Origin of the sequence: Xanthomonas cannabis pv. cannabis, from assembly GCF_000802365.1 — a bacterium.
Classification (GTDB): domain Bacteria; phylum Pseudomonadota; class Gammaproteobacteria; order Xanthomonadales; family Xanthomonadaceae; genus Xanthomonas; species Xanthomonas cannabis.
Window position 1 is genome coordinate 1 of sequence record NZ_JSZE01000042.1, and the last position, 22,997, is coordinate 22,997.

A 22,997-nucleotide genomic window follows, 5' to 3' on the forward strand; every position below is an offset into this window, starting at 1 on the left:
TGCCGGACCGCCTCGATCTTGAACTCATCCGTATACCGCTTGCTGCTCATAGACACCTCCGAATCGACCATTTTCCATGGCCATGAGATGTCTAGGAAACCCTGGGCGTATCAGGAATACTGACGATCACAGCCATTCGTTGGCTGCGCGATCCCCGAGGGAAGCCAGGTGAGTTCAATGGATGAAGTAGCAACGGAACACAGCGCCGACATCGATGGAGAAGCGATCAAGCTCACAGACCCGAGCTTTCCATCGCTCTCTTCAGCAATGGCTCATTACGCACAGGTGACCGAGCAGAGCCGCGCCGGCCCAGTCGAGCGCTGGAGCTTGACGATTGGCCTGATCGGTGCCGGCGTCGGAATCTTGTCCGGTGCTCTGTTGGACGGCAAAACTGGCAGCTATTTAGCTGTCTTCGGACTTTTGACTGAGCTGACAGGCTTCCTGATTTCGGCAGCGCTAACCGTCAAGCGCGAATGGCCGGGCTTCCGTCGCCCCTATGCGGATCACGCAGAGCTGATGGAGCGGGAGTTCCATCAGTATCAATCGATGGTCGCGGCGCTTCGCAGGTTTCCGCTGGAACAACGGCGTCGACGCGAGGCATTCATGCGTGATCGTCGCACCAACATGCACGACCGCCTGGGCCTGTTCACCGGTGGCATGGAGAAGCTTGGCTTCATGCCTGTCCTGCTTGCCCTCTATTTGCAGTTGAAAGACTGGCGTTTTGGCGACTGGACGGTACTGAGCAAGATCACCTTAATCCAGGGCGTGCTGGCCTTCACGCTACTGTTTGCCTTTGCGATGTCATGGCATCTCATTCGCCTACGTATACGCGTGCAGTCGTACGAGCAATTGTTGGCTGAGGCTAATCGTCAAGACAGCGCCCCCAACAAGTAGATGACCGTCAAGCGCTGCAGCTCGAGCCGTGGCGTAGTAATGAGCCCAAACTGCCATGGAGACATTGCATATCTACTGGCTTGTTGTTAACACCCAAGCGTGGCTGCGAGCGAGTTTTAATATTCTGACTTCTAGCTTACCGAGGTAGCAGGTGCTAACGTACCTCGTCAGATCCCATGCTGGGCATGAACATGGATATGAAAATTAGACTGATGTTTGCTACGGGATTACTCGCACTCTCAACCTTGGCTGCTTGTGCAGGAGGAAACATGCGCTCTGATTACAAAAAGAATGATGTTCAGCCGGTCAAGATCGAAAAATCAGGCGATTCACTTCAAATCACGTACCACATGCCTGCAGAAAGCCTGTTTTATTCTCCCGGTATTGATTTCCTAAATGAGGGCGGCGTATTGCGTATCGCCATCCGCAGATGTGGCATCAAAGAGAAGTGTGATGCCATGGCGAAGGCTGCCTTGCCACCCGCTGAGCCTTGGACACCGAAGGTCACCGTACCGTACGGGGGCGAAAAGGTCGTACTGGTCTACGCAGATACCGAAGAGACGTTGACTCCATAATTCCAGTCAAGGAGCGATGCAATGGGCACCGAACCGGCTAGTGAGCGCGTTGTGCTTGGAATACACAGCAATGGTGGACAGGGCGGGCTGACCGATGGCCATGCGTGGATTACGGTCAAGCGAGGCGATTCGCCTACGGAATACTATGGATTGTGGCCCGACAACCATCCGATGGTTAAAGATAACGGGGGTGGCACCGATATCCGTTCTGGAGAGGAAGAACGACAGCGTTCTGACGCCGACCGCTACTACGAACTCTCACCGGCTCAAACCAAAGTTCTCGACCAAGCACTTCGCGAGAACGTCACGTGGGAACTGAATAACAACTGCTCCTCATGGGCTAGCGAGACGGTGTCTCGCGTCACCGGAAAGCAGATTGATGCAGGCACTTGGTTACCCACCGTGGAAACGCCCAACGCGTTGATCGACACTATTCGCGAGCTGGAGTCTCGACATCCGACGTCCCCGTCCACGCCTGAAGTGAATGAGCCTACGCACGAAGAACGATCAATTAACTCACTTGGGCAGAATGACTCATCACAAGAACGTAGCAACCCTCCGACCAAGGCGATGACTGATCCAGGGCATGCTGGAAATCGTCTTTTCGCTGGACTACGGGGAGGGCTGCCTGAGCACATCTCCGATGAACGAGTAGCCTTCGCTGCTCAGCGTGCGCACGAGGCTGGAATCACCGACATGTCAAAAGTGAGCCGCGTCATTGAACGCGACGGCGACGTGTTCGTCGCAGGAACGACTCCTGGATTCCGCGCATCGGTACTTGCGAGTGAGCAACCTCCCACCATCGAAAATTCTAGTGCAGCGCTGGCCCAACGTGCTGCTACACAGCCAACAATGGAACCCGATGCTCAGGCCATCAGTCCCCGAATGGTTTAGGGAACTTTTCAGACAGCCCTGTTCGTGCTCGCCTGATCAGCCACCCGGCGATGTATTGCTGGTTCAGTTGCCCAACCAATCTTGACCAATATGGACACTCCGTACTAACGACGCATCTCTCTTGGCTTTCCCTGGCAACGACCCCGGCGAGCGATCCCACGCCTGCTGCGCCCTTCTAGATGGAGCTCTGTACAACGAACTGCTCACCAGCATGCGTCTTCATCTACGGCAGCAGCGAGCCTTGGCCGTGATGCCTTCCGCGCAATGGTCGAAGCCAAGACCAACCGCTTTGAGCTCATGAGGCCCGCCAATTTGGCCATCCAAAACCGAGCGCCGCTGGGTGATAAGTGAATCTCTCCCGGCTACTGACTTCGCGGGAATCTATGAACGCCCTGCTTTTTAATTTACCCCGACCCAGCGATCAAGAATCAACACTTTCGGCTACCAGGACATTTAATGACTGAAGATACGCAACAGCAGCTAGACTCGATTTTTTTCATATTTAAAGAGATGACAGAAGACAAACGCCCACTATATGAAGCATCGACGCCGAAGCTCCTAGCCAGAATCGAATCAACATCATTAAAGTTCTTTATATTCTCACTGTTGCTATTGATAGCTTTTTCAGCTCTGTCAAATGCGTTCTCCGCAATTAAGGAACATAAAGATTTTGTCTTCCTTATATTATCTGCCCCCATGGGAATTTCTTGGTTTACCTACATTTTATCAGTAGTTGCGGGCGTGATTTTTATATACTTTCGACAAAGAAAAATACCTGGGAAGCACAGCTTAATAATGAAGCGAATTCAGCGCGACATCGAAGAAGATTACGGCCATGTTGTCAGCCTGAAAAAATATCCAAAGCACCTTCTGGAGTATGCCTTTATGCAGTACAAAGCTACCTGGAACGTAATGAATGATAGAACCGCCTTGATAGTGGGAGATTTGAAGAAACTAGGGCTCATGCCCGCACTCGCTGCAGCTGCCCTCTCAGCCTCTCGATTGATAAAGGAGGACGCCAACCTTATCCTTTGGCTACCGGTCGCTATGGCTACTTGCATGTATCTTGTAGCGTTCATAGCTATGGCATCTAGAGAACGGCTGCATTACGTCACGGAAATCATTTCCTACGTGATCTCCCAAGCCGAAGGTGCTACATGTGCGACAGAGGATGATCGGCTAAAAAAGCAAGCGCAAGAACCGGTAATAACTCAGCGGTGAATTCTGCTTGACTATTTTATGCAGTGACAAGGCCGCTCGCGGTTTTTCTAGGTAATGGCGACCAATTACATCACCAACAGATCTCACCTGTGGCTTTACGCGCCACAGGCTGCCGGCTGCATACCTATGCATTAATGGACCACTATGCGCATTGCCACTCCTTCTGCAACGGAAGGATCAGGTAGCTGATGCAGCGGTAGGGGCGCAACTACGTGGTGCCATTTAGAAGCATCCCCTCAGCGCACCGGTACTCTTTGGGAAGGGCGCTGCGAAGCTTGTCTTGTGACAGTACTGATTACGTCATTCGCTGCTACAGCTACATCGAACTCGACCCGGTGCGGGCTCACTTGACCGACGGCTCTGCGGCGTATCGTTGGTCGAGCTGTACGGCCAATCTAGGCCAGTGCGGGCACTCCGCACACCCCCCCTGTTGGCTTCCGCTTAGGAACGAGCCGATGGCGCAACGCAACACCTACCGCGCCCTGCTTGACGAAGCCCTGTCTGACGACCTGCTTGCCAGCATCCGCCTTTATCTACAGTAGCAGCGCGCCGTCGGCTACGATGTATTCCTCGTTATGGTTGAAGCCAAGACCTGTCACTCCACGGCCGTCAGGCCCGCACATGCGCCATGCTAACCGAGCGCCACCGAATGAATATTGGACCTGACACGGTTATTGCCGAAGCGGCGATGTCTCGTCGGCAGAGTTCACTGCCCGATGTGCTTCTCCACCTCAAGCAGACTCTTCCTGTTATGCGGGTGCTTGACGCAGGGGGAGGCCCGGGGCCCTAAACTCCACATCGCTTTCGAAGTTAGAATTACACTGCGGGTAACCGCATCGCCCCAGGGGGAAAAGAAGGTATGGAAGCTAATGATTATATTGAAGAAAGGGTACAAGACCAGATATATTGGTACGATAAAAAGAGTAAATCTGCACAAAGGACCTTCAAAGTACTCCGTCTTGCAGAAGTTGTTTTTGCAGCCATTATCCCACTAATAGCTGGTTTCGGAATTTTCGGTGGATCCAGCCCGTTCGTTGTAAGCATATTAGGCGCATGCATAGCAGTCTGCGCCGCGCTCATAGGATTGGGTAACTATCAAGAGAACTGGGTGGAATATCGAACGACATGCGAATCATTGCGGCACGAGAAATATTTGTTTTTAACAAAGACTGAGCCATATGACGTTGACCAAGCGTATGGGCTTTTTGTAAAACGCGTCGAGGGATTGGTTTCAAAAGAGAACAGCGTATGGTCTCAACATATACGCACACAGAGCACGAAAGGGTCGACGCGCGATACCAAAGCGTGAGACAAATTCCAGTTTATTTTGAGCGCAAATCAAGGAATAGAAATGGGGAAGTCTATATCGCAACGCAGACACCTATTCATTAGCCATCGTTTTGTAGACGATGCATTAGTTGGCAACCTGACCAAAATGCTAAATCGTGCCGGGTGGGATATTAGAAATAGCTCGGTAAGACTAAGACAAGCCAATGAGCAACGCCGCCAAAATGGCGAAATTCCGGAGCGAGCACTGGAGCGACTTCTGCGAATGAAGGTTTCATGGGCACAAACTGTGGTTGTCGTCATTGGCAGAACTACTCATCGAAGTAAATGGGTCGATTACGAGATAGAGCAAGCAAATAGGTTGGGCAAGCGAATTGTTGGCATCTATGCTAGGGGAGAGCGGGAGGCAAAGCTTCCCGAGTCGCTAGAAAAATATGCTAGTTCAATAGTTGCCTGGAGTACGCAGTCCATACGCGAGGCTATAGATAACGGTGAGAATAAATTTGAGACACCTGACGGCGCGAGCCGTGAGCCAACTAACAACTCAGCTAGGCAAAATTGCTAATGCCACGCGCGTTCATTTACGTTGTTGACCGTGACTTTGGCTTCGCGCCAAATCCGTTTCATGGATTCTGTACTCTCGCCACATGCAAACCTCGAATAAGAAGCGCCGCACGCCCGAGCGACTGGGTCATCGGACTTGGCGGGTCGCGACTTAAAGCCACAAATCACTGCATATTTGCGATGCAAGTAAATGAGCGGATCAGCTTTAACGACTATTGGGATAACCCAGAATTTTCAGATAAAAAGCCAGTACGCAATGGAAGCGCGCGCATGCTGGTCGGAGACAACATATATAGACTTACAAACTCCCAGTGGGAGCAGGCCGACTCCCATCACAGCTTGAGCGATGGATCCAAAAATTTATTTAATTTAAAGAAGGATATTAGCTCGAACTCCGTATTAATTTCTAGACACTTCTTTTACTTCGGAAAATCTGCAGTGGAGATACCCGCGCACATCCTTGAGGGAATGGGTTACGTAAACGCAAGAAATCATCGTACCTTCAACCTCAATGAAGCGGAGCGCCTGATAGAATTCATCAAGAAATTCCCGATGAATCAAGTCCTAGACGACCCCTTTGATTTTCACATCGCTGCTTCGCGCTACACCGGCGTCGGAAGTAAGGTAGACCAACTTTGAAAGTTAATAGTAATAATCTACGACCGATGCGGTAGTAGAAGAGGAGTGGGCCTTAATTCTCTCGATTTATAAAGGGGATGCCCCGGCGACCCATCTCTCAGCATCGTCAAGCAGTACGGACTCTTAATCAACTTCAAAACCTCAGTCTCTCGATTCATATGCCTGCCAAGCGATGTCCAGCAGCATACAACTACATCGGCGCCCTTAATCGCTTTCTTTAACCACCTGTCGTTTTCGGGCCCGACTGGGTCTGATGACTTCAGAAGACCTTTTGGGTCGGTTGATCGAAAGGAGAATAGATTGGCAATGGCCATGGAATCGAAGCCCCAGCGTACTGCATAGTTCCTGCATACACGCGTTGTTGCATCATCCCGCTCATGATCAGCCGTCGATGGGTTCAATCCAATGAAGAGAACTGATTTCCCCCCATCTCCCCATGACCTCTGCAAAACATATCTATAATTATCGCAACTGGATAAGACCGCTCCCCGCTTCGAAACTAAATTAGTAAATAGCTCATTTTGCATCGCTTTCATCCGCTTTGCTTGCGCTACCAGATTGACCTTCAAGCTTCCACACATAGTCAAGCATCACCGGTGGCAATGGCTGATGCTGGGCTTGAGGAATATTATTTTCTGAGGCGCTGCTAGCGCCGCCAGGCTCATGGAGAATCTTCCACAGCCCCAAGCTCAAAGTCAATGCAGTCAACAAGACGCCGGACGCCCAGATTACCCTGTGTATTTTACTTTCAGCCTCAGTGAGTCGAGCGTTTAAAACCGAAAGCGAAAGCGACTCTTCCGAAAGCCCATGAAGTAATGTTGAAGGAATTGACTTGAAGCCCTCCTTCTTTTTTGGCCTCGTACTCTCTTCATCCAACGATGCAAACCATATTAGAAATGCCCGCTCGTCGCGATGAAGTTTTACGTCCGATGCCCCCGCGTTGAAAACGGAAAAGACGAGACGACCGTCGTAACCGGGATCCACGTGGAAGCCGGAGACATTAACAAGGCCGCGGAATTTTATCCCCGCCTTTATTGAAATGAAAGCAATTGCGTTTGTGGGTACGCGAATTTTTTCATCAGTAATGAGAAAAGCAAATTGTCCTTTTGGGATAAGCACTGACCCGTCAGGGTCTAACTTTTGTTTAATCCTCTCAGACACCTTTGCATCGTGAGCCGGGGTGACATACGCCTCCTCCCCCAATCCGAGCTCATATGAAGAGCAACTTATATTATCGTCGGAGTAGGGAGAGATTAAATACGGAAGCTCTCGCTGAAGAGTCGCGTCACTCCAGAATGCCATGCTTGGCCTCAGACATTAATTCCAAATAAAACGGATTTTTTTTCCTGACAAAATCGAGCCGAGCAAATATGGACTGGATGACATCCGCACCCCAACCCTCGATCTGCCTTGCAGCGCAGGCGAATATCTTTGGAAACTCTTCGCTCCACACCCTCCGTGATGGAAAATCCTCGACATGGTCTAGCGCTTCAACTGCCTTTGCCAGCTTCCCAACTGAGATCACCATGACGTCTTCGAACTCGAAATCGTCTTCACAAGAGAAGGCAAATTCACTAACGCTTAAATCAATATGCAGGGCAGTTGCCGCCGATGACGCAATTATTGCGGAATCGACAATAGCTCTACGATAACGACTCTCGTCTCCTTCAAGTGAAGCGGCCTTGATATCCCCACAGTATTTGGCAAGGTGCAAAGCCAGGTGCGCGATGCGCCGGCCAGCTTCTAGACGAACAATCTCAGGATGGAACAGCTCGTCATGAAGACGCTGCGCTGATTGCATCCTCCGAAGGTGAACGCTCATATCCTCTGCTTTCAAAGCAATTTTGGCGGACATGGACCACTCCTTAACTCCGGCTCGATAGAGCCGGGAGGGCATGATTGCGCCTCTCCCGGATTGCTAGTTCTGACTATACCGATTTATTCCCCTCAAACCCCAACCGGATTACTCTTCTCAGGATCAATCTTGTACTGCTTGATCGCCCGGGCCACATCCTTGCCCGTCATCTTGCCATCCTTCGCCAGCGCGGCAATCGCCGCATGCGCGATGTAGTAGCGATCAACCTCAAAGAACCGGCGCAGATTCGCACGCGTGTCCGAGCGACCGAACCCATCCGTGCCGAGCACGGTGTAGGTCATCGGGACGAAGGCGCGGATCTGGTCGGCGAAGGCGCGCACGTAGTCGGTGGCGGCGATGGCCGGGCCCTGGCGGCCTTCCAGCAGCTGGGTGACGTAGGGCTTGCGCTGTTCGGCTTCCGGGTGGAGGCGGTTCCAGCGCTCTACGGCATAGCCGTCGCGGCGCACTTCGTTGAGGCTGGGGCAGGACCAGATGTCGGCGGTGACGCCGAAGTCCTTGTCCAGCAGCTCGGCCGCGGCAATGGCCTCGCGCAGGATGGTGCCGCTGCCCAGCAGCTGCACGCGCAGCTCGCCCTTCTTGGGCTTGCCGGCGTCCTTCAGCAGGTACATGCCCTTGATGATGCCCTCGGCTGCGCCGTCCGGCATGCCGGGGTGGGCGTAGTTCTCGTTCATCAGGGTGATGTAGTAGTACTCGTCGATCTGGTCTTCCATCATCGCCTTCATGCCGTGCTGCATGATGACGGTGACTTCGAAGCCGAAGGTCGGGTCGTAGCTACGCACGTTCGGGATGGAGCCGGCGATGACCTGGCTGAAGCCGTCTTCGTGCTGCAGGCCTTCGCCATTGAGCGTGGTGCGGCCGGCAGTACCACCGAGCAGGAAGCCCCGCGTGCGCATGTCCGCTGCCTGCCAGGCGATGTCGCCCACGCGCTGGAAGCCGAACATGGAGTAGTAGATGTAGAACGGCAGCATCGGCACGTCGGACACCGAGTAGCTGGTGCCGGCGGCCATCCACGAGGCGATGGCGCCCGGCTCGCTGATGCCCTGCTGCAGCACCTGGCCGGTCTGGTCTTCGCGGTAGTACATCAACTGGTCGGCATCGACCGGCTTGTACTTCTGGCCGAACGGGGCATAGATGCCGATCTGGCGGAACATGCCTTCCATACCGAAGGTGCGCGCCTCATCGGCCACGATCGGCACGATGCGCGGGCCCAGTTCCTTGTCGCGCAGGGCGATGTTGAGGCTCTGCACGAAGGACATGGTGGTGGAATAGCTGCGCTCGCCGCTGTCCTTGAGCAGGCGCTCGAACTTGTCGAGCGTGGGCGCCACGAACGACTTGCTGGCCTTGGGACGGCGCGACGGCAGGAAGCCGCCCAGCACGTTGCGGCGTTCCTTGAGGTACTGCACTTCCGGGGAATCTTCGCCGGGGTGGTAGAACGGCACCTGGCCGTCTTCCAGCTGGGCGTCGGTGACCGGGATGTTGAAGCGGTCGCGGAAGTGCTTGACCGCCGCGTCGTCCAGCTTCTTGGTCTGGTGGGTGGGGTTGAGTGCCTCACCGGCCGAGCCCATGCCATAGCCCTTGACCGTCTTGGCCAGGATCACGGTGGGCATGCCCTTGGTGTTAACGGCCTGGTGGTAGGCGGCGTACACCTTGTGCGGGTCGTGGCCGCCACGGTTCAGGCGCCAGATGTCGTCGTCGGACAGGCCGGCGACCATGGCCGCGGTCTCCGGGTACTTGCCGAAGAAGTTGGCGCGCGTGTAAGCGCCGCCGAAGGCCTTGCAGTTCTGGTATTCGCCGTCGACGGTTTCCATCATCAGCTTGCGCAGCACACCGTCGGTGTCCTTGGCCAGCAGCGCGTCCCAGTAGCCGCCCCAGAGCAGCTTGATGACATTCCAGCCGCCGCCACGGAACACGCCTTCCAGTTCCTGGATGATCTTGCCGTTGCCGCGCACCGGGCCGTCCAGGCGCTGCAGGTTGCAGTTGACCACGAAGATCAGGTTGTCCAGCCCTTCGCGGCCGGCCAGCGCGATGGCGCCGAGGGTTTCCGGCTCGTCGCTCTCGCCGTCGCCGATGAAGCACCACACCTTGCGGTCGGACTTCTCGATCAGGCCGCGGTTTTCCAGGTAGCGCATGAACTGCGCCTGGTAGATGGCGGCCAGCGGGCCCAGGCCCATCGACACGGTGGGGGTCTGCCAGAACTCGGGCATCAGCCACGGGTGCGGGTAGGAGGAGATGCCCTGGCCGTCCACTTCCATGCGGAAGTTGTCCAGCTGGGCTTCGCTGATGCGGCCTTCCAGGAAGGCGCGGGCGTACACGCCCGGGGCGCTATGGCCCTGGATGAACAGCAGATCGCCCGGGTGCTGGTCGCTGGGCGCGCGCCAGAAGTGGTTGAAGCCCACGTCGTACAGCGTGGCGCTGGAGGCGAACGAGGCGATGTGGCCGCCCAGGTCGCCCGGCTTGCGGTTAGCCCGCACGACGGTGGCCATGGCGTTCCAGCGGATGATCGAGCGGATCTTCCACTCCAGCGCGGAGTCGCCGGGGTTCTTGGCCTCGTTGGCCGGTGCGATGGTGTTGACGTACTCGGTGGTGGGCGAGAACGGCAGGTAAGCGCCGGCGCGGCGGGTCTGTTCGACCATGCCTTCCAGCAGCTGATGGGCGCGCTCCGGGCCTTCGACGTCGATGACGGCCTTGATCGATTCGAGCCACTCCTGCGTCTCAAGCGGGTTCGGATCGTTGTGCAGCACTTCGTTCAACCAGTTCATTAGCGCTCCCGGGGGGACACACCCCGCGGGTGTGTCGACATCGTGAATTCGTGAACCCCCAAGTGTACCGCACGCACCTGTTGCCATTCCTCGCTACGGGTGCGTATGGAATGGGACGGTGTTGTGCGCGGGTGGGCTACCGATGCCGGCTGGGACGACGATCCGGTGCAGCGGGCGCTGCCGGTATACGACCAAAGGATAAGGGCCACCGGCCGGAATGGACCGGCACGCCTGCCCCGTAGGAGCGCACCCGGGCGCGAGAGGCGTTACCGACAAAGCCCGGTCGCGCCCGGGTGCGCTCCTACGCCTGGTGCTCTGTAGGAGCGCACCTGGGCGCGAGGGGCGTTACCGGTGAAGCCCGTCGCGCCCGGGTGCGCTCCTACGGCGGTGGGGTGGTCAGAACGCTTGTAGCGCTTCGGTCAGCTGGCCGTTGTTGTTGACCGCGCCCATGGTGTAGCCCTGCCAGCCGGGGTAGGCGTTGGGCTCCCAGTAGAAGATGCCGAGCACGCGCGATCCGATGGCGCTGCTGCGGCTGAGCAGGTTGGTGAGCATGGCGCGGGTAGTGGCGGCCTGCTGCCAGTCCATACCGACCTCGGCCACGATCACGTCGCTGCCGTAGCGGGAGATCATGTCGCGCATATTGGTGTCCAGGCGGTTGTTGTAGTCCTGCCAGCTGCCGACCGGCGGGTAATGCGACATGCCGATGACGTCCCACTTGCCGCCGGCCGAGCGCAGGTTGTCGAAGAACCAGCGGAAGTTGGCGTTGTCGTAGCCGTTGGCCAGGTGCACGATGACCTTGGCGTTGGGGTACACCGCCTTGGTGGCGTTGTAGCCGCTATTGATGAACTGGCCCAGCGTGGCGAAGTTGGGCGTCTTGCCCTCGTTCCACAGCATGCCGCTGTTGATCTCGTTGCCCACCTGCACCCAGCTGACGGTGATGCCGTTGTCCTTGAGGTATTTGAGGATGCCCTGGGTGTGGCTGTAGACATCGGTATTGAGCTGGGCGACGGAGTGGCCCGCCCAGGCGGCCGGCTTGGTCTGCTTGCCGGGGTCGGCCCAGCTGTCGCTGTAGTGGAAGTCGATCATGATGCGCATGCCCTGCGCGGCGGCGCGCTTGGCCTTGTCCAGGGTGTCGCGGCCATCGTTCCAGCCGCCGGACGGGTTGACCCACACGCGCAGGCGAATCGCGTTGCCGCCCACATCCTTGAACAGCTTGATGAAGTCGGTGGTGTTGCCGGCCGCATCGCGAAATACCTGCGGCGGATTGTTGGCGGCCTGTTGGTTGAGCCAGCTGACATCGGCGCCCTTGGCGATGCCCTGGGCGCTGACGCCGGCGCTGCACAGGCACAGCGCCAGCACGAGCAACACGCGGTGGTACTGGATGCGAAAAATAGCCATGAAAGGTTCCTCGATCGATGGATGTCGCGCCGGGCGGCGCCTTGCGTGATTCCCCCTGCGTTGCGGTGTGCATGCGGCCACGGTGCGCGCGAGCGTTGCTGCTTCACCGTGTGCCGCTGCACAGCGGGTGCGATTCAAGCACGGCAGTACAGCTCGGTTGAGGCCGCTATAGGTGCAAGCGTGTTGCGGCATATCTCGAGGCAGGAAAACGTTGAGTCCACGTGCGTTGTGGAGGCGCGCGGTTGTGCGGGTGCAGCAGCACCCCTGCGTATTACTGCGCAATTGAACGCGAAAACGCCCGGCAAGCCCGGCGTTTCGGTAAACCACGTGATGCGAGTGGTGAGCAGGTTGGGCGCCGCCGCAACGCGCGCCGGGGTGATGCACACCCGCGCACTCATCCGCCGCGGCAGCATGCCACGCGCACCCATCAGCCCATGGCGCGCGCACCTTGCTGCTGTTGCTGGGTCTGCGCCTGCTGCTGCTCCAATGCCACCGCCTGACGTGCGGCGTTGTCGGCCACGCGCTGGCTGCTCTGCTCCAGCGGTGTGTTCATGGCGGTCATCGTCTCCACGCTGACGCGCAGTTGCGCCGGGTCGTCCACGCGCCCCTGCACCGCAAAGGTCCGTGCCGCATCCGGGGTCATCATCACCGCGTCGATGCGCTGGCCACCGGCGGCGTGCATCTCCGAGGCGAGCGCGCCCGATAGTTGCGCGCTCTGCTGGTCAGGCGTGCGGCCGGCGCGGGCATCCTGCGCATGCACGCCGCGCTGGGCATCCTGGAACAGGGAGTTACCCACGTGCCCGGGTTGATCGATGCGCAGCGAGGTGTGGTCGTTGCCATGCTCGCGCGCGTCGCGCTTGGCCGGCTCGCCCGGAGCGAGCGGGCCACGGATGGCGTCGATGGCGTCCTGGCCGAGGCCCTTCGGGCCACGACTCAACAAGGTGATGCCGGCGCGGATCTCATCCAGATCGGATCGATACTCGTTGATCATTCTCTTGTTCTGATCTGCAAGCTGACGTGCTTGCGGGTCATTGAGCGGGGAACGCTCATCCAAGAAATTTTTGATGGTGTGCGACCCCAATGAATTGACGGCAGAGGCCACCGGTGAATCGGGAATCAGAAAGTTCACCTTGCTGTTGCTGTAGCCCATGGCGCTCAGCGCCGCGATCTCGCTGGGTCTGGCGTAAACGCGCACTTCTCCGTAATGCGGGGAGGCTGCACTCACAGGATCGGCGGCCATCACGTGATTGACCACGCTGGTGCCGCCTTCTGGAATGCGATAGGCCAAGCTCGCCGCGCCATACGCATTGAAGGTCTCACCTTTCAAATCGAAGTGGTGCGCGCTGACCTGCGCAAGCGCTCCACCTAGCGAGTGGCCGGTGACGGTGACCTCGGGCGCGTGCCCGGTGCGCTGCTCCTGCTTTGCCGCATAGCCAAGCGCACTTTTTGTCAGGGCTATCGCATCTTCGGCCTGGGGGTTAGCGCGCTGAAAGACCATCGAGCCATCTGCCTGCAGCGCGTCACGATAGATTTCCTCCGTACCCCGGTGAGCGACGACAATGTCTCCGCCGCCAACGCGTTGGTAAATCGTTCCCTGGTAGCCCGTCTTTCGATTATTGACGTGCTCCAGAATTTCGTAACTCACGCCACCAACATCCACTCGCTCACGGTCGCCAGGGCCGCGCTTGCCGACCTTGTGGTCGACGTAGCCCTCATTGGACAGAATGGCGTATTGCTGCGAGGTCGGCTTCACGGTGAAACCTCTTTGGCGACCAGGGTGACCGAGAACAACTGATCACGCAGCTCCGGCTTGAAGTCTGAAGCCGAGGGCAAACCATTGTCGGCGTAGTCTTCGATATCTTCCTTGGGGTAACCGCCTTTCCAGAAATACAGCGTGACCGGCTTGCCTGCCACGACATCCTTGGTTTCAATGAACGGCAGAAACGCGGTCTCCTCTTTTTTTCCATTGGCCTTCAGGGAAACACGTGCGCCGGTCATTTCCCAATGACACGTCCCGCGCCCGTAGTAGTCCTCATCCAGCATCAGATCGAGGTAGACGATTCCTTGATATTCCTGCTCTGAGACTTTTTTCAGCACGACCGGCTCATTGCTGGTGATGCGCTGCCCAACGCCGGTCTGGGGATGAATCTGGCCACACTCGCTGTCATTGCTGACGTCGTACTGCGCATACCCATTGACAGCTCCGAACGCTCCCGGTGCTTTGTCGATCTTGACGGTGACCTCATACGCCTTGCGCGGGCTCGGATTCAACTTGGCAAGGCCACGGCCGCCGGCCTCGACGTCGGCTTCTGCGGTGGCCTCGGTGGCGGGGGAAAGGGTCTGGGTCATGCTGGTCTCCGGGGCGTTACAGGCCGTAAGCAATAGGGCCAGCAGGCTTGGGGTCAGAATCTGGCGCAAGGCCGGCCTCCGTGGCAGTTGGGCCGCCAATCTAGTCCGCTTGAGTTCGGGTGGTCAATTGGACGCTTGTGAGGATGAGGCCGCTCGCCGCGCTTGTGGATGAGTGCAAAGCTGCCATGATCGGGCGCAGCCGCCGCCAAGGAGCGCGCTTCATCGCCACCGTTGCCAGCCCGCCCGCACGGCCATCGCCGGTCACCCCGCGTGTGCACTGGCGCAACAGCCTGCGCACGCGGGTGATGCTGGCGGCAACTGCCGTGTTGCTGGTGTTGCTGGTGGTGCTGGGGACGGTGTTCTACGTCGGGGCGCGCACCGAGTTGGTGGAAGCGGCGCGCACCGAAGTGGACGGGCTGACCGAGCAGACCGCACGCAGCCTGGCGGCGATGCTGGATTCGGTGCAGGTGAGCGGGCGCACCTTGGCCGCGAGCAGCAGTGCGGTGGGACTGCAGCCGTTCAATCTGCGTGCCTTGCTGCTGGCCACGCTCAGTGGCGACCCGGATATCGGTGCGGCGCGCCTGATCATCGAGCCGCGCACGCAGAAGGCCGACGATACCGGGTTTGTCTGGTACGTGCGCCGCGATGGCACCCATCTGGTGGAGAAATCGGCGCTGGAGCTGGGCTACGACTACCGCACGATGCCGTGGTATGTGCGCACCCAGCGCGAGGGCCGTGCGTGGTGGTCCGAGCCCTACCTCAACCGCAATGGCGGCAATGCCCTGTACACCAGCTACAACCTGCCGCTGCGGCGCCCCGGTGACGCGCCGGATGCGGCGCCGGTGGGAATGGTGAGCGTGGATCTGCCGCTGCAACATCTGCGCGAGATCATCGACCAGCTGCCGCGCGACATCGGGATCCAGCCGATGCTGTTGTCGCCGGAAGGCATGCTGGTGTTCAGCCCCGATCCGGCGGTGAATCTGCACCACAGCCTGGACAGCTATGTGGCGCGCTCGCGGCCGGACCTGCGGCCATTGCAGCGCGCACTGGCAGCCGGCCAGCCGATTTCGTTTGCACACACCGCGCCGGACGGCGAGCGGTTCCTGACCCACAGCGCGGCGGTGGGCCGCAGTGGCTGGACCTTCGTGCTGTCCGCCTCCGAACGCTACGTGCTGTCCGGCCTGAACTGGCTGGTCGCGTGGGTGGCGATGGCGGCGTTGCTGGGCGCGGGCGTGTGGTGGTGGTTGATGGGGCGGATCACGCGCAAGTTGACGCGGCCGATCGAGGAACTGACCGACACCGCCGAGCACTTCCGGCGCGGCGAATTCGAGTACCCGTTGCGGCATATCGAACGCGACGACGAGGTGGGCGTGATGGCGCGCGCGTTCGACACGGCGCGCGATGCGATCCGTCAACACATCGGCGAGATCGGCGAGATGACCGCTGCGCGCGAGCGCATGCACAGCGAGCTGCAGATTGCGCGCGAGATCCAGCAGGCCATGCTGCCGTCCGGGCGCACCTTCGACCGCGCCAGTTCGCATCTGGAAACCTGCGCGTGGCTGGAGCCGGCCAAGGCGGTGGGCGGCGACTTCTATCATTTCTTCGAGACCGAACCGGGGCTGCTGTGGTTCGTGGTGGGCGATGTGTCCGACAAGGGCGTGCCGGCGGCCTTGTTCATGGCGCGCGCGGTGAGCGTGCTGGAGATCGCTGCGCGCCGCTATACACGTCCGGACGGGATCCTGATTGCCGCGTCCACGCGACTGGCCGAGAACAACGACACCTGCATGTTCGCCACCGTGTTGTGCGGATTGATCAATGTGGTGAGCGGCGACTACTGGCTGGCCAGCGCCGGGCACGAGCCGCCGTTGCTGATCGATATCGATGGCAAGGCACGCGTCCTGCCGCTGGAGACCGGCGCCCCATTGGGGATCGAGCCGCAGGTTTCGTTTCCGGTGCTGCACGGGCGCATGACCGCCGGCCAGACCCTGCTGGGCTACACCGACGGCGTGACCGAGGCCATGGACGAACACGGCGCCAGCTACGGGCTGGAGCGGCTGCTGGCCACGCTGCACCCGCGCCGCAGCGCCGCCGCGCAGTGCAAGGCGGTGGTGGCCAACATCGCCCGTTTCACTGGCCAGGCCGCCCCCTATGACGACATCACGCTGCTGGCGATCCGGCTGCGCCAGGAGCATGCTGGACGGGTCGCAGAGACCGGCCGGGGCGTTCCCGGAGAGGTGACGGCTCCATGAAGCTCGATCTGGCCATTGCCCCGTCGCTGGCCCAGCTGGCGGGCGCCAATGACGCGCTGGAAGACTCGCTGACGCGCGAAGGCCTGCACGCCGAACGCATCGGCCAGGTGCGGCTGATCGTGGAAGAGCTCGGCTGCAACGCGCTCACCCATGGGCAGTGCGCCGAGCAGCCGCTGCGCCTGCAACTGCAGCTGGACCCACAGGCGCTGGTGCTGGAAATGCACGATGCCGGCATCGCGTTCGACCCCTGTGCGGCGCACATGCCCGACATCGCCAGCGAGCTCGACGACCGCCAGATCGGCGGGCTGGGGTTGTTTTTGGTGCATCAGTTCGCCGATCACATCGACTACCGCCGCGATGGTGCATACAACATCGTGCGCGTCACCCTGCTCCACCCGTACGCCCCTGTCCCCGAGGCCCTGTCATGACCACGCTCGCCATCCAGATCGACCCGCCGCAAGACACCCGTCAACGCGTGATCCTGACCGGGCGGCTGGACACTCACACCTATCAGGACCTGGACGCGGCATTGTCGCCGTTGCTGGGCACCCGCATCACCACCCTGGTGCTGGACCTGAGCGCACTGGAATACATTTCCAGCGCCGGCATCCGTTGCATCTTCAAGGCGCGCAAGGCGCTGGCCACGCGCCAGGGCAAGGTGCTGGTGAGCAACCCGCAGCCGCAGATCCGCAAGGTCTTCGACATGGTCAAGGCGGTGCCGTTGAGCGATGTGTTCGCCTCCACCGAAGAGCTGGATGCCTACCTGGCCGCGATGCAGCGCAAGGTGATCGAGCAGAGCGCGCAAGGCGATACGCCGATCGTGCCGCATTTCGCCGAAGCGTAAGCGGCATCGCGTGCGCGTACACGTGGGGACGTGTGCGCGTGCAACAGCTGCACGCATCTGGTTAGGCTATGGCGCCCCGCTGCGTGCGTTGCCATGGCTGCACTGATCATCTTCGATTTCGACGGCACGCTGGCCGATTCGTTTGATTTCTTTCTGAGCACACAGCGCGTTCTCGCCAGCCGGCACGGATTCCGCGCCGTGGAAGCGCACGAAGTGGACGCCGCGCGCCGCCTGAGCACGCGCGAGCTGGTCAAGGTTTCCGGCCTGAGCGCATGGCGTCTACCGCTGGTGGCGGCCGACTTCATCCGGCTGATGCGCGCCGCACCACCGGTGGCGCTGTTTGACGGTATTGCCACGGCGCTGACCGAATTGCACGCAGGTGGCACGCGCCTGGCGGTGGTGTCGTCCAACTCGGTGGAGAATGTGCAGCGCGCGCTGGGGAGTGCGTTGAGCGCAAAGTTTGCGGTGATCGAAGGCGGCTCGCATCTGCTGGGCAAGCAGCGCGCCTTGCGTCGGGTCTTGCGCGCAACCGGCTACCGCGCAGCGCAGGCGGTGTACGTGGGCGACCAGGTCGCCGACTGGGAGGCGGCGCAGGCGGTGGGCCTGCCGTTTGCTGCGGTGGCGTGGGGCTATGCGCATCCGGAGGTGTTTGCGGGATTGGCTGGGACGTTGTTGATCGAACGCGTGGATGCGTTGCTCGGGTTGGCGGAGTAGCCCGTTTTTTTCGGCTGGGATTGGGGATTGGGGATTGGGGATTCGCAAGAGCGAGAAGCGTCCCGGTGCTGCGTGCGCACGTACCCTCATCCGCCCTTCGGGCACCTTCTCCCCCATGAAGGAGGACAATGTCCCGGTGTGAGAAGGGATGTGCGATCTCGGTGCGTGGGGTGATGCGCCCGGACAGCGCCGACGTCTAGACCCCGCCTACCCTCGGTAATGGTGCCGGCACATTCAACATGCCACCCGCCGCCACGTACGCGGCCAAGGCCTGACCCTGGCTCAGCAGATGCCCATGCATGGTGCGCTCGGCGCCTTCGGCATCGCCGCGGCGTACACAGTCCATCAGTTCGCGATGTTCTGCCAGCGATTGCGCCATGCGCCCGGGGGTCAGCAATTGCCGCCCGCGGTGCATCTTCAAGATGCGGTGCAGATCGTGCGTCACCCGGATCAACCACGGATTGCCGGCGTACTGCTGCACGGTTTCGTGGATCAGATAATTGTTGCGGTAGTACTCGGCCAGATCGCCGGAGGCCGCAGCCGCTTCCATCGCCGCATGCAGGTCTTCCAGCCGTTGCACGCCGGCCGCATCCAGGCGCTTGACCGCATCGTGCGCGCAGCGGCCTTCCAGCATTGCCATCACCGGGAACAGCTGGTTGAGGTCTTCCAGCGTCAGCCGCGTGACCCGGCTGCCGCGGCCGGCATCCAGCTGCACCAGGCCTTCGGCCGCGAGCAACTTCAGGCTCTCGCGCAGCGGGGTGCGGCTGATGCCCAGTTCCTCGGCCAGGGCCGGCTCGTCGATCCATTCGCCCGGCGGCAGCGCGTAGTCGTAGATCTTCTGGCGCAGGCGCTCGGCCACTTCCTCGTACAGCGGTACGCGCTTTTTGGACACGCGCGAATCAGGGGCGAGGGTCATGGCAGGCAGGTCGTCGGCATCGGGTCTGGGGCGCCCATTCTAGCGGGGCGCCCCTTGCACCTGCCCGACGCTGCCACCCTCACAGCCAGCCCGGCACCACGAACAGCAGCCACGCCGCCAGCGGCCCCAGCAACACCACCAGCCCACTGTAGACCAGGAAGCGGCGGAACAGGCCGTCGCGCTCTTCCTTGGCGGCCGAGGCCACCACCAGCGCGCCGTTGGTGGAAAACGGGCTGACATCGACGATGGTGGACGACACGGCGAGCGCACAGATCACTCCGGCGGCGCCCAACTGGCCCTGCATCAGGAACGGCACCGCCAGCGGGATGGTGGCGCCCAGCACGGCCGCCGACGACGCGAACGCAGACACGATGCCGCCCACATAGCAGACCAGCAAGGCGCCCAGCAGCGGCATGCCGATGTGCGACACGCCGGTGCCGATGTAGTCCACCGCACCGGCCTTTTCCAGCACCGCGACATAGGTGACCACGCCGCTGATCAACAGCACCGTGGACCAGCTGATGCCGTCTACCGCACCCTTCTGCGCGTTGGGGGAGATCAGCGCCAGTGCCACCGCAACGGTGATCGACACCAGCCCGACGTTGAGGTTGTAGACCAATGCCGCAACGCCCAGGCCCAGCAGGCCGACCAGGGTGATCACACGGTCGCGGGTGATGGAGACCGCTTCCAGTGCCAGCGGGTCGGTGGACAAGGTGCCGCCGCCCGGTGCCACCAGTGCGCCATGCCCTTCGATGGCGAAGCGCCGCTGCGAGGCCTGATCGCCGCTGACCGGCACGTATTGCGCATCGGCCAGCGAGACCTCTTGCCGGCGCATCAGCTTGAGCCCGCCGAAGGCGCAGAAGCAGATGATCGCCATCATCAGGTTGAAGCCCAGGCTGGTGAGGAACACCGCCATTTCGGTGACGTCCAGCCCGGCCTTTCGACCACCTTGTTGGTGATGCCGCCATACACGCTGATCGGCGAAAACCCGCCGCCCTGCGCGCCGTGAATCACCAGCAGGCCCATCATCAACGGGTTGATGCGGTACTGCTTGGCAAAGCGCAACGCCACCGGGCCGATGATGGCCACCGCGGCCGGGCCCAGCGCACCGAAGGCAGTGAGCAGGCCGGTGATGACGAACATCACCCACGGGATGGCGACGATGCGCCCGCGGACCGCGCGTACCGCCCAGTGCACCAGCAGATCGATGGTGCCGTTCTTCTGCGCGATGGCGAACAGATAGGTGATGCCGACCAGGGTGAGGAACAGATCGCCCGGAAAGCCGGCCAGCACCTCCTTGCCATCCAGCCCCACCCACACGCCGCCAACGATGAACGCCAGCGCGAAGGCCACCGCACCCATGTTGATGGGCAATGCGGTGGCGACGATGAACATGATCACCAAGCCAAGAATCGTTGCAATTTGCGGGGTCATGCGCCCTCCCAGACACCTGATACGCGTACAGCACGGATGGCCACCCGCCATCCCAGGGTCACACCGTGTGCAGCACCTGCCTGATCGTCATGCCGCACGTTCGCACGCGGCGTTGACCCACTCCACAACACCGTCGGTGCTGTGGAAGTCGTCCACCGAGCGCGCCTCGCACGCCGGCAAGATCTCACGCGCCGTGCGCGCCAATGCGCTGCCGGGCCCGAGTTCGAGAAAGACGCGCGCACCGCGTTCGGCGGCCTGCACCAGCACGTCGTACCAACGCACGGTCTGTGCGATCTGCGCGGCCAGACTGTCGACAACCTGCGCCTGCGTGCCAACCGCACGTGCATCGATGCCGGCGAGCACGCGCACCTTCGGGGCACCGATGCGGGCAGTGTTCAATTCGACGGCGAATGCAGCGGCGGCGCTGCGCAGCCACGGGGTGTGCGCCGGCACGCTCACCGGCAGCAGCGTGACGCGTGCGCCACGCGCCTGCGCTGCGTCGCCCAGCGCCTGCAGTGCAGGCCGTGGACCGCCAAGCACCGCATGGTCATCGCCATTGACGATGGCCAGCGCTGCGCCGTGCGCGGTGCACAGGGCAGCGAGCGTGGGCAGTGGCAGACCGATGACGGCCATCAGCCCGGCGTCGTCGGGGCTGGCGGCATCCATCAGGCGGGCGCGGGTGGCTGCAAGCTGCAGGCAGGTTTCGATGTCGACGCTGCCGGCCACTGCATGCGCCGCCAGCTCGCCCACGCTGTAGCCGAGCACCAGCAGCGGCACGGGGAGCTGCTGGCGCAACACCTGCCACTGCGCCAGGGTGCCCGCGCACACCAGCGGCTGCGCGATGGCGTTGGCATAGCGGCCCGGGTCTGCGGCAAGGATGTGCGGCGCGGCGCCAAGCACCTGACCCGCTGCAGCGAGTACGCCGGCCGCGGCAGGCGCATCGGCGACACGCGCAAACATCGCGGCATGTTGACCGCCCTGGCCGGGACAGAGCACGGCCAGGCTCATGGCGTGGCCTGCGTGCAGGTAAGGCCGTGCGCCATGCGCGCATGGCCCGCATCCGCGCTTCGGGCCTGTTCTTCCGCGCGCCAGCGCAGGACGCCGTTTCCTGGGGGAGTGGGTTGGGCGCCATTAGCGCTCATGTGCACGCGCAGCGTCTTCGCCGCTGCCGGTGGCTGCTGCGTGCTCATACGGCCTCCTGACAGTGCAGGAACCAGGCGCAGGCCAGCAGATCGGCGCTGCCACCCGGGCTCAGACGACGCGCAACGAATTGCCTGCCGATGGCGTTCAAGCGATCACACCACTGCGCTTGTGCGATACCGCCCGCGGCGAGAAATGCACGTGCTTGCGTCCTTGCGTAGGCCAGCCCTGGCTGCCCGCCGCGATGCAACAGGTTGAGATCGTCGACCTCGGCAATCAAGTGCATCAAGGTCTGCGCCAGTGCGGCCTGGCGCGTGGCGCCGCTATGCAGTGCGCCGCGCAGCAACGGCAATGCGATCTCGCGCAGCAATGGATAACCGTCTGCGGCCTGCTCGCGCACGCCACCGATCTGCAACGCTGCACGCACGCGCTGGCCATTGCTGTGGGGATCCAGCGGCGCGGTGCGCAAGGCGTCGCGCCAGACCTGCACCGCGGTGCAGACGGCTTCGCCAACGGGGCGGCTCCCGTGCGCGACACGCAAGCGCGCGGCCTGCGCGGTGAGCAGGCCCAGGCTGAAGATCGCGCCGCGATGGGTGTTGATGCCGCCGGTGGCACGCAGCATCGCCGCTTCGGCCGTGATGCCGAGCTGGCGCAACTGCTCGAACGGCGCGTTGTCGATACCGGCCTGCGCAATCGCAACGAAGTAGCCGCGTAGGGCGAACAGGCTGCGCAGAAACGTCGACGCGTCCATATCGGTATGGCTACCGCAGTCGAACGGCGTGACCAGGCCGGGCTTGGGTGCACAGCTCAGTTCTGCATGCAAGGCGGCGACCGCAAGCCGGCCCAGCCGATGCGCCAGCGCGCTGGCGGTGCCGGCGGCCGCATGCGATGCGCCTTGCAGCACTGCGTTGTGCTGCAGATCGCCGCGCGTGGCCGTAGCACGCGATGGCGCATGCATGAGGCTGCTGCCGCCGTCTGCGAGGGCAGGACCCGGCCCTGGTTGCGACGGCGAGTCCTGCGGTGCTGCAGGTAGCAGTACCGGTGCCGACGGGCGCCCCGCACGTGCCAGGCCTGTCGAAGGGCGAGCCGCACCAGCCAGGTGTGGTGCAACACGGCTGTCTGTTGGCGATGGTGTGGCTGGCTGCCGCCCGGCCGCATTGCACTGCGTCCCCGAGGGCCTGGCATCGGCGGTGGGTTCGACAAGCGTCCTCATGCCGCGCACCCCACCGGAAACAGCGCGCTGC

General features: G+C 61.0%; 21 protein-coding genes and 1 pseudogene. 11 read left to right on the forward strand and 11 right to left on the reverse strand.

The genetic code is table 11. The annotated features are described in order from the left end of the window. The first annotated feature begins 177 nt into the window (after positions 1-177). The 7 genes from OZ10_RS09170 (at position 178) to OZ10_RS09185 (ending at position 6,074) form a co-directional block, all read left to right on the forward strand. On the forward strand, positions 178-894 hold the full coding sequence (locus OZ10_RS09170) for a hypothetical protein (RefSeq protein WP_221198852.1): 717 nt from the start codon (positions 178-180) through the stop codon (positions 892-894). A 185-nt stretch (positions 895-1,079) separates the two neighbouring features. Then, positions 1,080-1,469: a hypothetical protein gene (locus tag OZ10_RS21165; protein ID WP_081419406.1), complete on the forward strand. Its 390-nt coding sequence runs from the start codon at positions 1,080-1,082 to the stop codon at positions 1,467-1,469. A gap of 21 nt (positions 1,470-1,490) precedes the next feature. Then, positions 1,491-2,363: a hypothetical protein gene (locus tag OZ10_RS21170; RefSeq protein WP_081419402.1), complete on the forward strand. Its 873-nt coding sequence runs from the start codon at positions 1,491-1,493 to the stop codon at positions 2,361-2,363. Positions 2,364-2,819: 456 nt separating this feature from the next. Further along, on the forward strand, positions 2,820-3,584 hold the full coding sequence (locus OZ10_RS22135) for a hypothetical protein (RefSeq protein ID WP_139051295.1): 765 nt from the start codon (positions 2,820-2,822) through the stop codon (positions 3,582-3,584). Positions 3,585-4,443: 859 nt separating this feature from the next. Beyond that, complete coding sequence (locus OZ10_RS21180) at positions 4,444-4,893, forward strand: DUF4231 domain-containing protein (protein WP_081419403.1); 450 nt, start codon at positions 4,444-4,446, stop codon at positions 4,891-4,893. A 42-nt stretch (positions 4,894-4,935) separates the two neighbouring features. Beyond that, positions 4,936-5,436: a TIR domain-containing protein gene (locus OZ10_RS23125; RefSeq protein ID WP_202902993.1), complete on the forward strand. Its 501-nt coding sequence runs from the start codon at positions 4,936-4,938 to the stop codon at positions 5,434-5,436. Continuing rightward, positions 5,436-6,074: an Nmad2 family putative nucleotide modification protein gene (locus OZ10_RS09185; RefSeq protein WP_039564611.1), complete on the forward strand. Its 639-nt coding sequence runs from the start codon at positions 5,436-5,438 to the stop codon at positions 6,072-6,074. The genes OZ10_RS23125 and OZ10_RS09185 overlap by 1 nt, the downstream gene beginning before the upstream one ends. A 17-nt stretch (positions 6,075-6,091) precedes the next feature. Here the strand turns inward: OZ10_RS09185 and OZ10_RS23130 are convergent, their stop codons facing one another. The 7 genes from OZ10_RS23130 to OZ10_RS09215 all read right to left on the reverse strand — a co-directional run bounded on the left by OZ10_RS23130 (position 6,092) and on the right by OZ10_RS09215 (position 14,456). Next, entirely contained in the window at positions 6,092-6,655 is a 564-nt protein-coding gene (locus OZ10_RS23130; protein ID WP_425598940.1) for a DUF1643 domain-containing protein, read from the reverse strand. Further along, entirely contained in the window at positions 6,591-7,376 is a 786-nt protein-coding gene (locus OZ10_RS22140; RefSeq protein ID WP_139051296.1) for a dCTP deaminase domain-containing protein, read from the reverse strand. The genes OZ10_RS23130 and OZ10_RS22140 overlap by 65 nt, the downstream gene beginning before the upstream one ends. After that, positions 7,360-7,929 (reverse strand): hypothetical protein, encoded by a 570-nt coding sequence (locus tag OZ10_RS09195; protein WP_139051297.1) that lies wholly within the window; start codon positions 7,927-7,929, stop codon positions 7,360-7,362. The genes OZ10_RS22140 and OZ10_RS09195 overlap by 17 nt, the downstream gene beginning before the upstream one ends. 92 nt (positions 7,930-8,021) lie before the next feature. Beyond that, positions 8,022-10,709 carry a pyruvate dehydrogenase (acetyl-transferring), homodimeric type gene (gene aceE, locus OZ10_RS09200; RefSeq protein WP_039564614.1) on the reverse strand — a complete coding sequence of 896 codons (2,688 nt, stop codon included), beginning with the start codon at positions 10,707-10,709 and terminating at the stop codon, positions 8,022-8,024. Between the two features lie 396 nt (positions 10,710-11,105). Continuing rightward, a complete protein-coding gene (locus OZ10_RS09205) occupies positions 11,106-12,107 on the reverse strand; it encodes an arabinogalactan endo-1,4-beta-galactosidase (protein ID WP_039564616.1) in 1,002 nt (333 codons plus the stop codon). Between the two features lie 427 nt (positions 12,108-12,534). Further along, positions 12,535-13,860 carry an XVIPCD domain-containing protein gene (locus tag OZ10_RS09210; protein WP_039405210.1) on the reverse strand — a complete coding sequence of 442 codons (1,326 nt, stop codon included), beginning with the start codon at positions 13,858-13,860 and terminating at the stop codon, positions 12,535-12,537. After that, positions 13,857-14,456: a hypothetical protein gene (locus OZ10_RS09215; RefSeq protein ID WP_039405207.1), complete on the reverse strand. Its 600-nt coding sequence runs from the start codon at positions 14,454-14,456 to the stop codon at positions 13,857-13,859. Before OZ10_RS09215 ends, OZ10_RS09210 begins: the two co-directional genes overlap by 4 nt. Before the next feature lie 305 nt (positions 14,457-14,761). Here OZ10_RS09215 and OZ10_RS09220 point away from each other — a divergent pair, with 305 nt between their 5' ends. The 4 genes from OZ10_RS09220 (at position 14,762) to OZ10_RS09235 (ending at position 18,263) form a co-directional block, all read left to right on the forward strand. Then, positions 14,762-16,705 (forward strand): SpoIIE family protein phosphatase, encoded by a 1,944-nt coding sequence (locus tag OZ10_RS09220; RefSeq protein WP_236726966.1) that lies wholly within the window; start codon positions 14,762-14,764, stop codon positions 16,703-16,705. Then, positions 16,702-17,133, forward strand: a complete 432-nt coding sequence (locus tag OZ10_RS09225; RefSeq protein ID WP_039405201.1) for an ATP-binding protein — start codon at positions 16,702-16,704, stop codon at positions 17,131-17,133. The genes OZ10_RS09220 and OZ10_RS09225 overlap by 4 nt, the downstream gene beginning before the upstream one ends. Continuing rightward, complete coding sequence (locus OZ10_RS09230) at positions 17,130-17,549, forward strand: STAS domain-containing protein (protein WP_039405198.1); 420 nt, start codon at positions 17,130-17,132, stop codon at positions 17,547-17,549. The genes OZ10_RS09225 and OZ10_RS09230 overlap by 4 nt, the downstream gene beginning before the upstream one ends. A gap of 93 nt (positions 17,550-17,642) precedes the next feature. Beyond that, positions 17,643-18,263: an HAD hydrolase-like protein gene (locus OZ10_RS09235; protein WP_039564618.1), complete on the forward strand. Its 621-nt coding sequence runs from the start codon at positions 17,643-17,645 to the stop codon at positions 18,261-18,263. A gap of 196 nt (positions 18,264-18,459) precedes the next feature. Here OZ10_RS09235 and OZ10_RS09240 read toward each other — a convergent pair whose 3' ends face one another. From OZ10_RS09240 to mdcB, 4 genes and pseudogenes are all read right to left on the reverse strand, one after another. Then, positions 18,460-19,179 carry a GntR family transcriptional regulator gene (locus OZ10_RS09240; protein ID WP_039405192.1) on the reverse strand — a complete coding sequence of 240 codons (720 nt, stop codon included), beginning with the start codon at positions 19,177-19,179 and terminating at the stop codon, positions 18,460-18,462. Positions 19,180-19,258: 79 nt separating this feature from the next. Further along, positions 19,259-20,613, reverse strand: a pseudogene (locus tag OZ10_RS09245) (SLC13 family permease). 87 nt (positions 20,614-20,700) lie between these two features. Next, positions 20,701-21,621 (reverse strand): malonate decarboxylase subunit epsilon, encoded by a 921-nt coding sequence (gene mdcH / locus OZ10_RS09250; RefSeq protein WP_039564620.1) that lies wholly within the window; start codon positions 21,619-21,621, stop codon positions 20,701-20,703. 178 nt (positions 21,622-21,799) lie between these two features. Then, positions 21,800-22,711: a triphosphoribosyl-dephospho-CoA synthase MdcB gene (mdcB, locus tag OZ10_RS09255; RefSeq protein WP_081419405.1), complete on the reverse strand. Its 912-nt coding sequence runs from the start codon at positions 22,709-22,711 to the stop codon at positions 21,800-21,802. Positions 22,712-22,997: the final 286 nt, after the last annotated feature.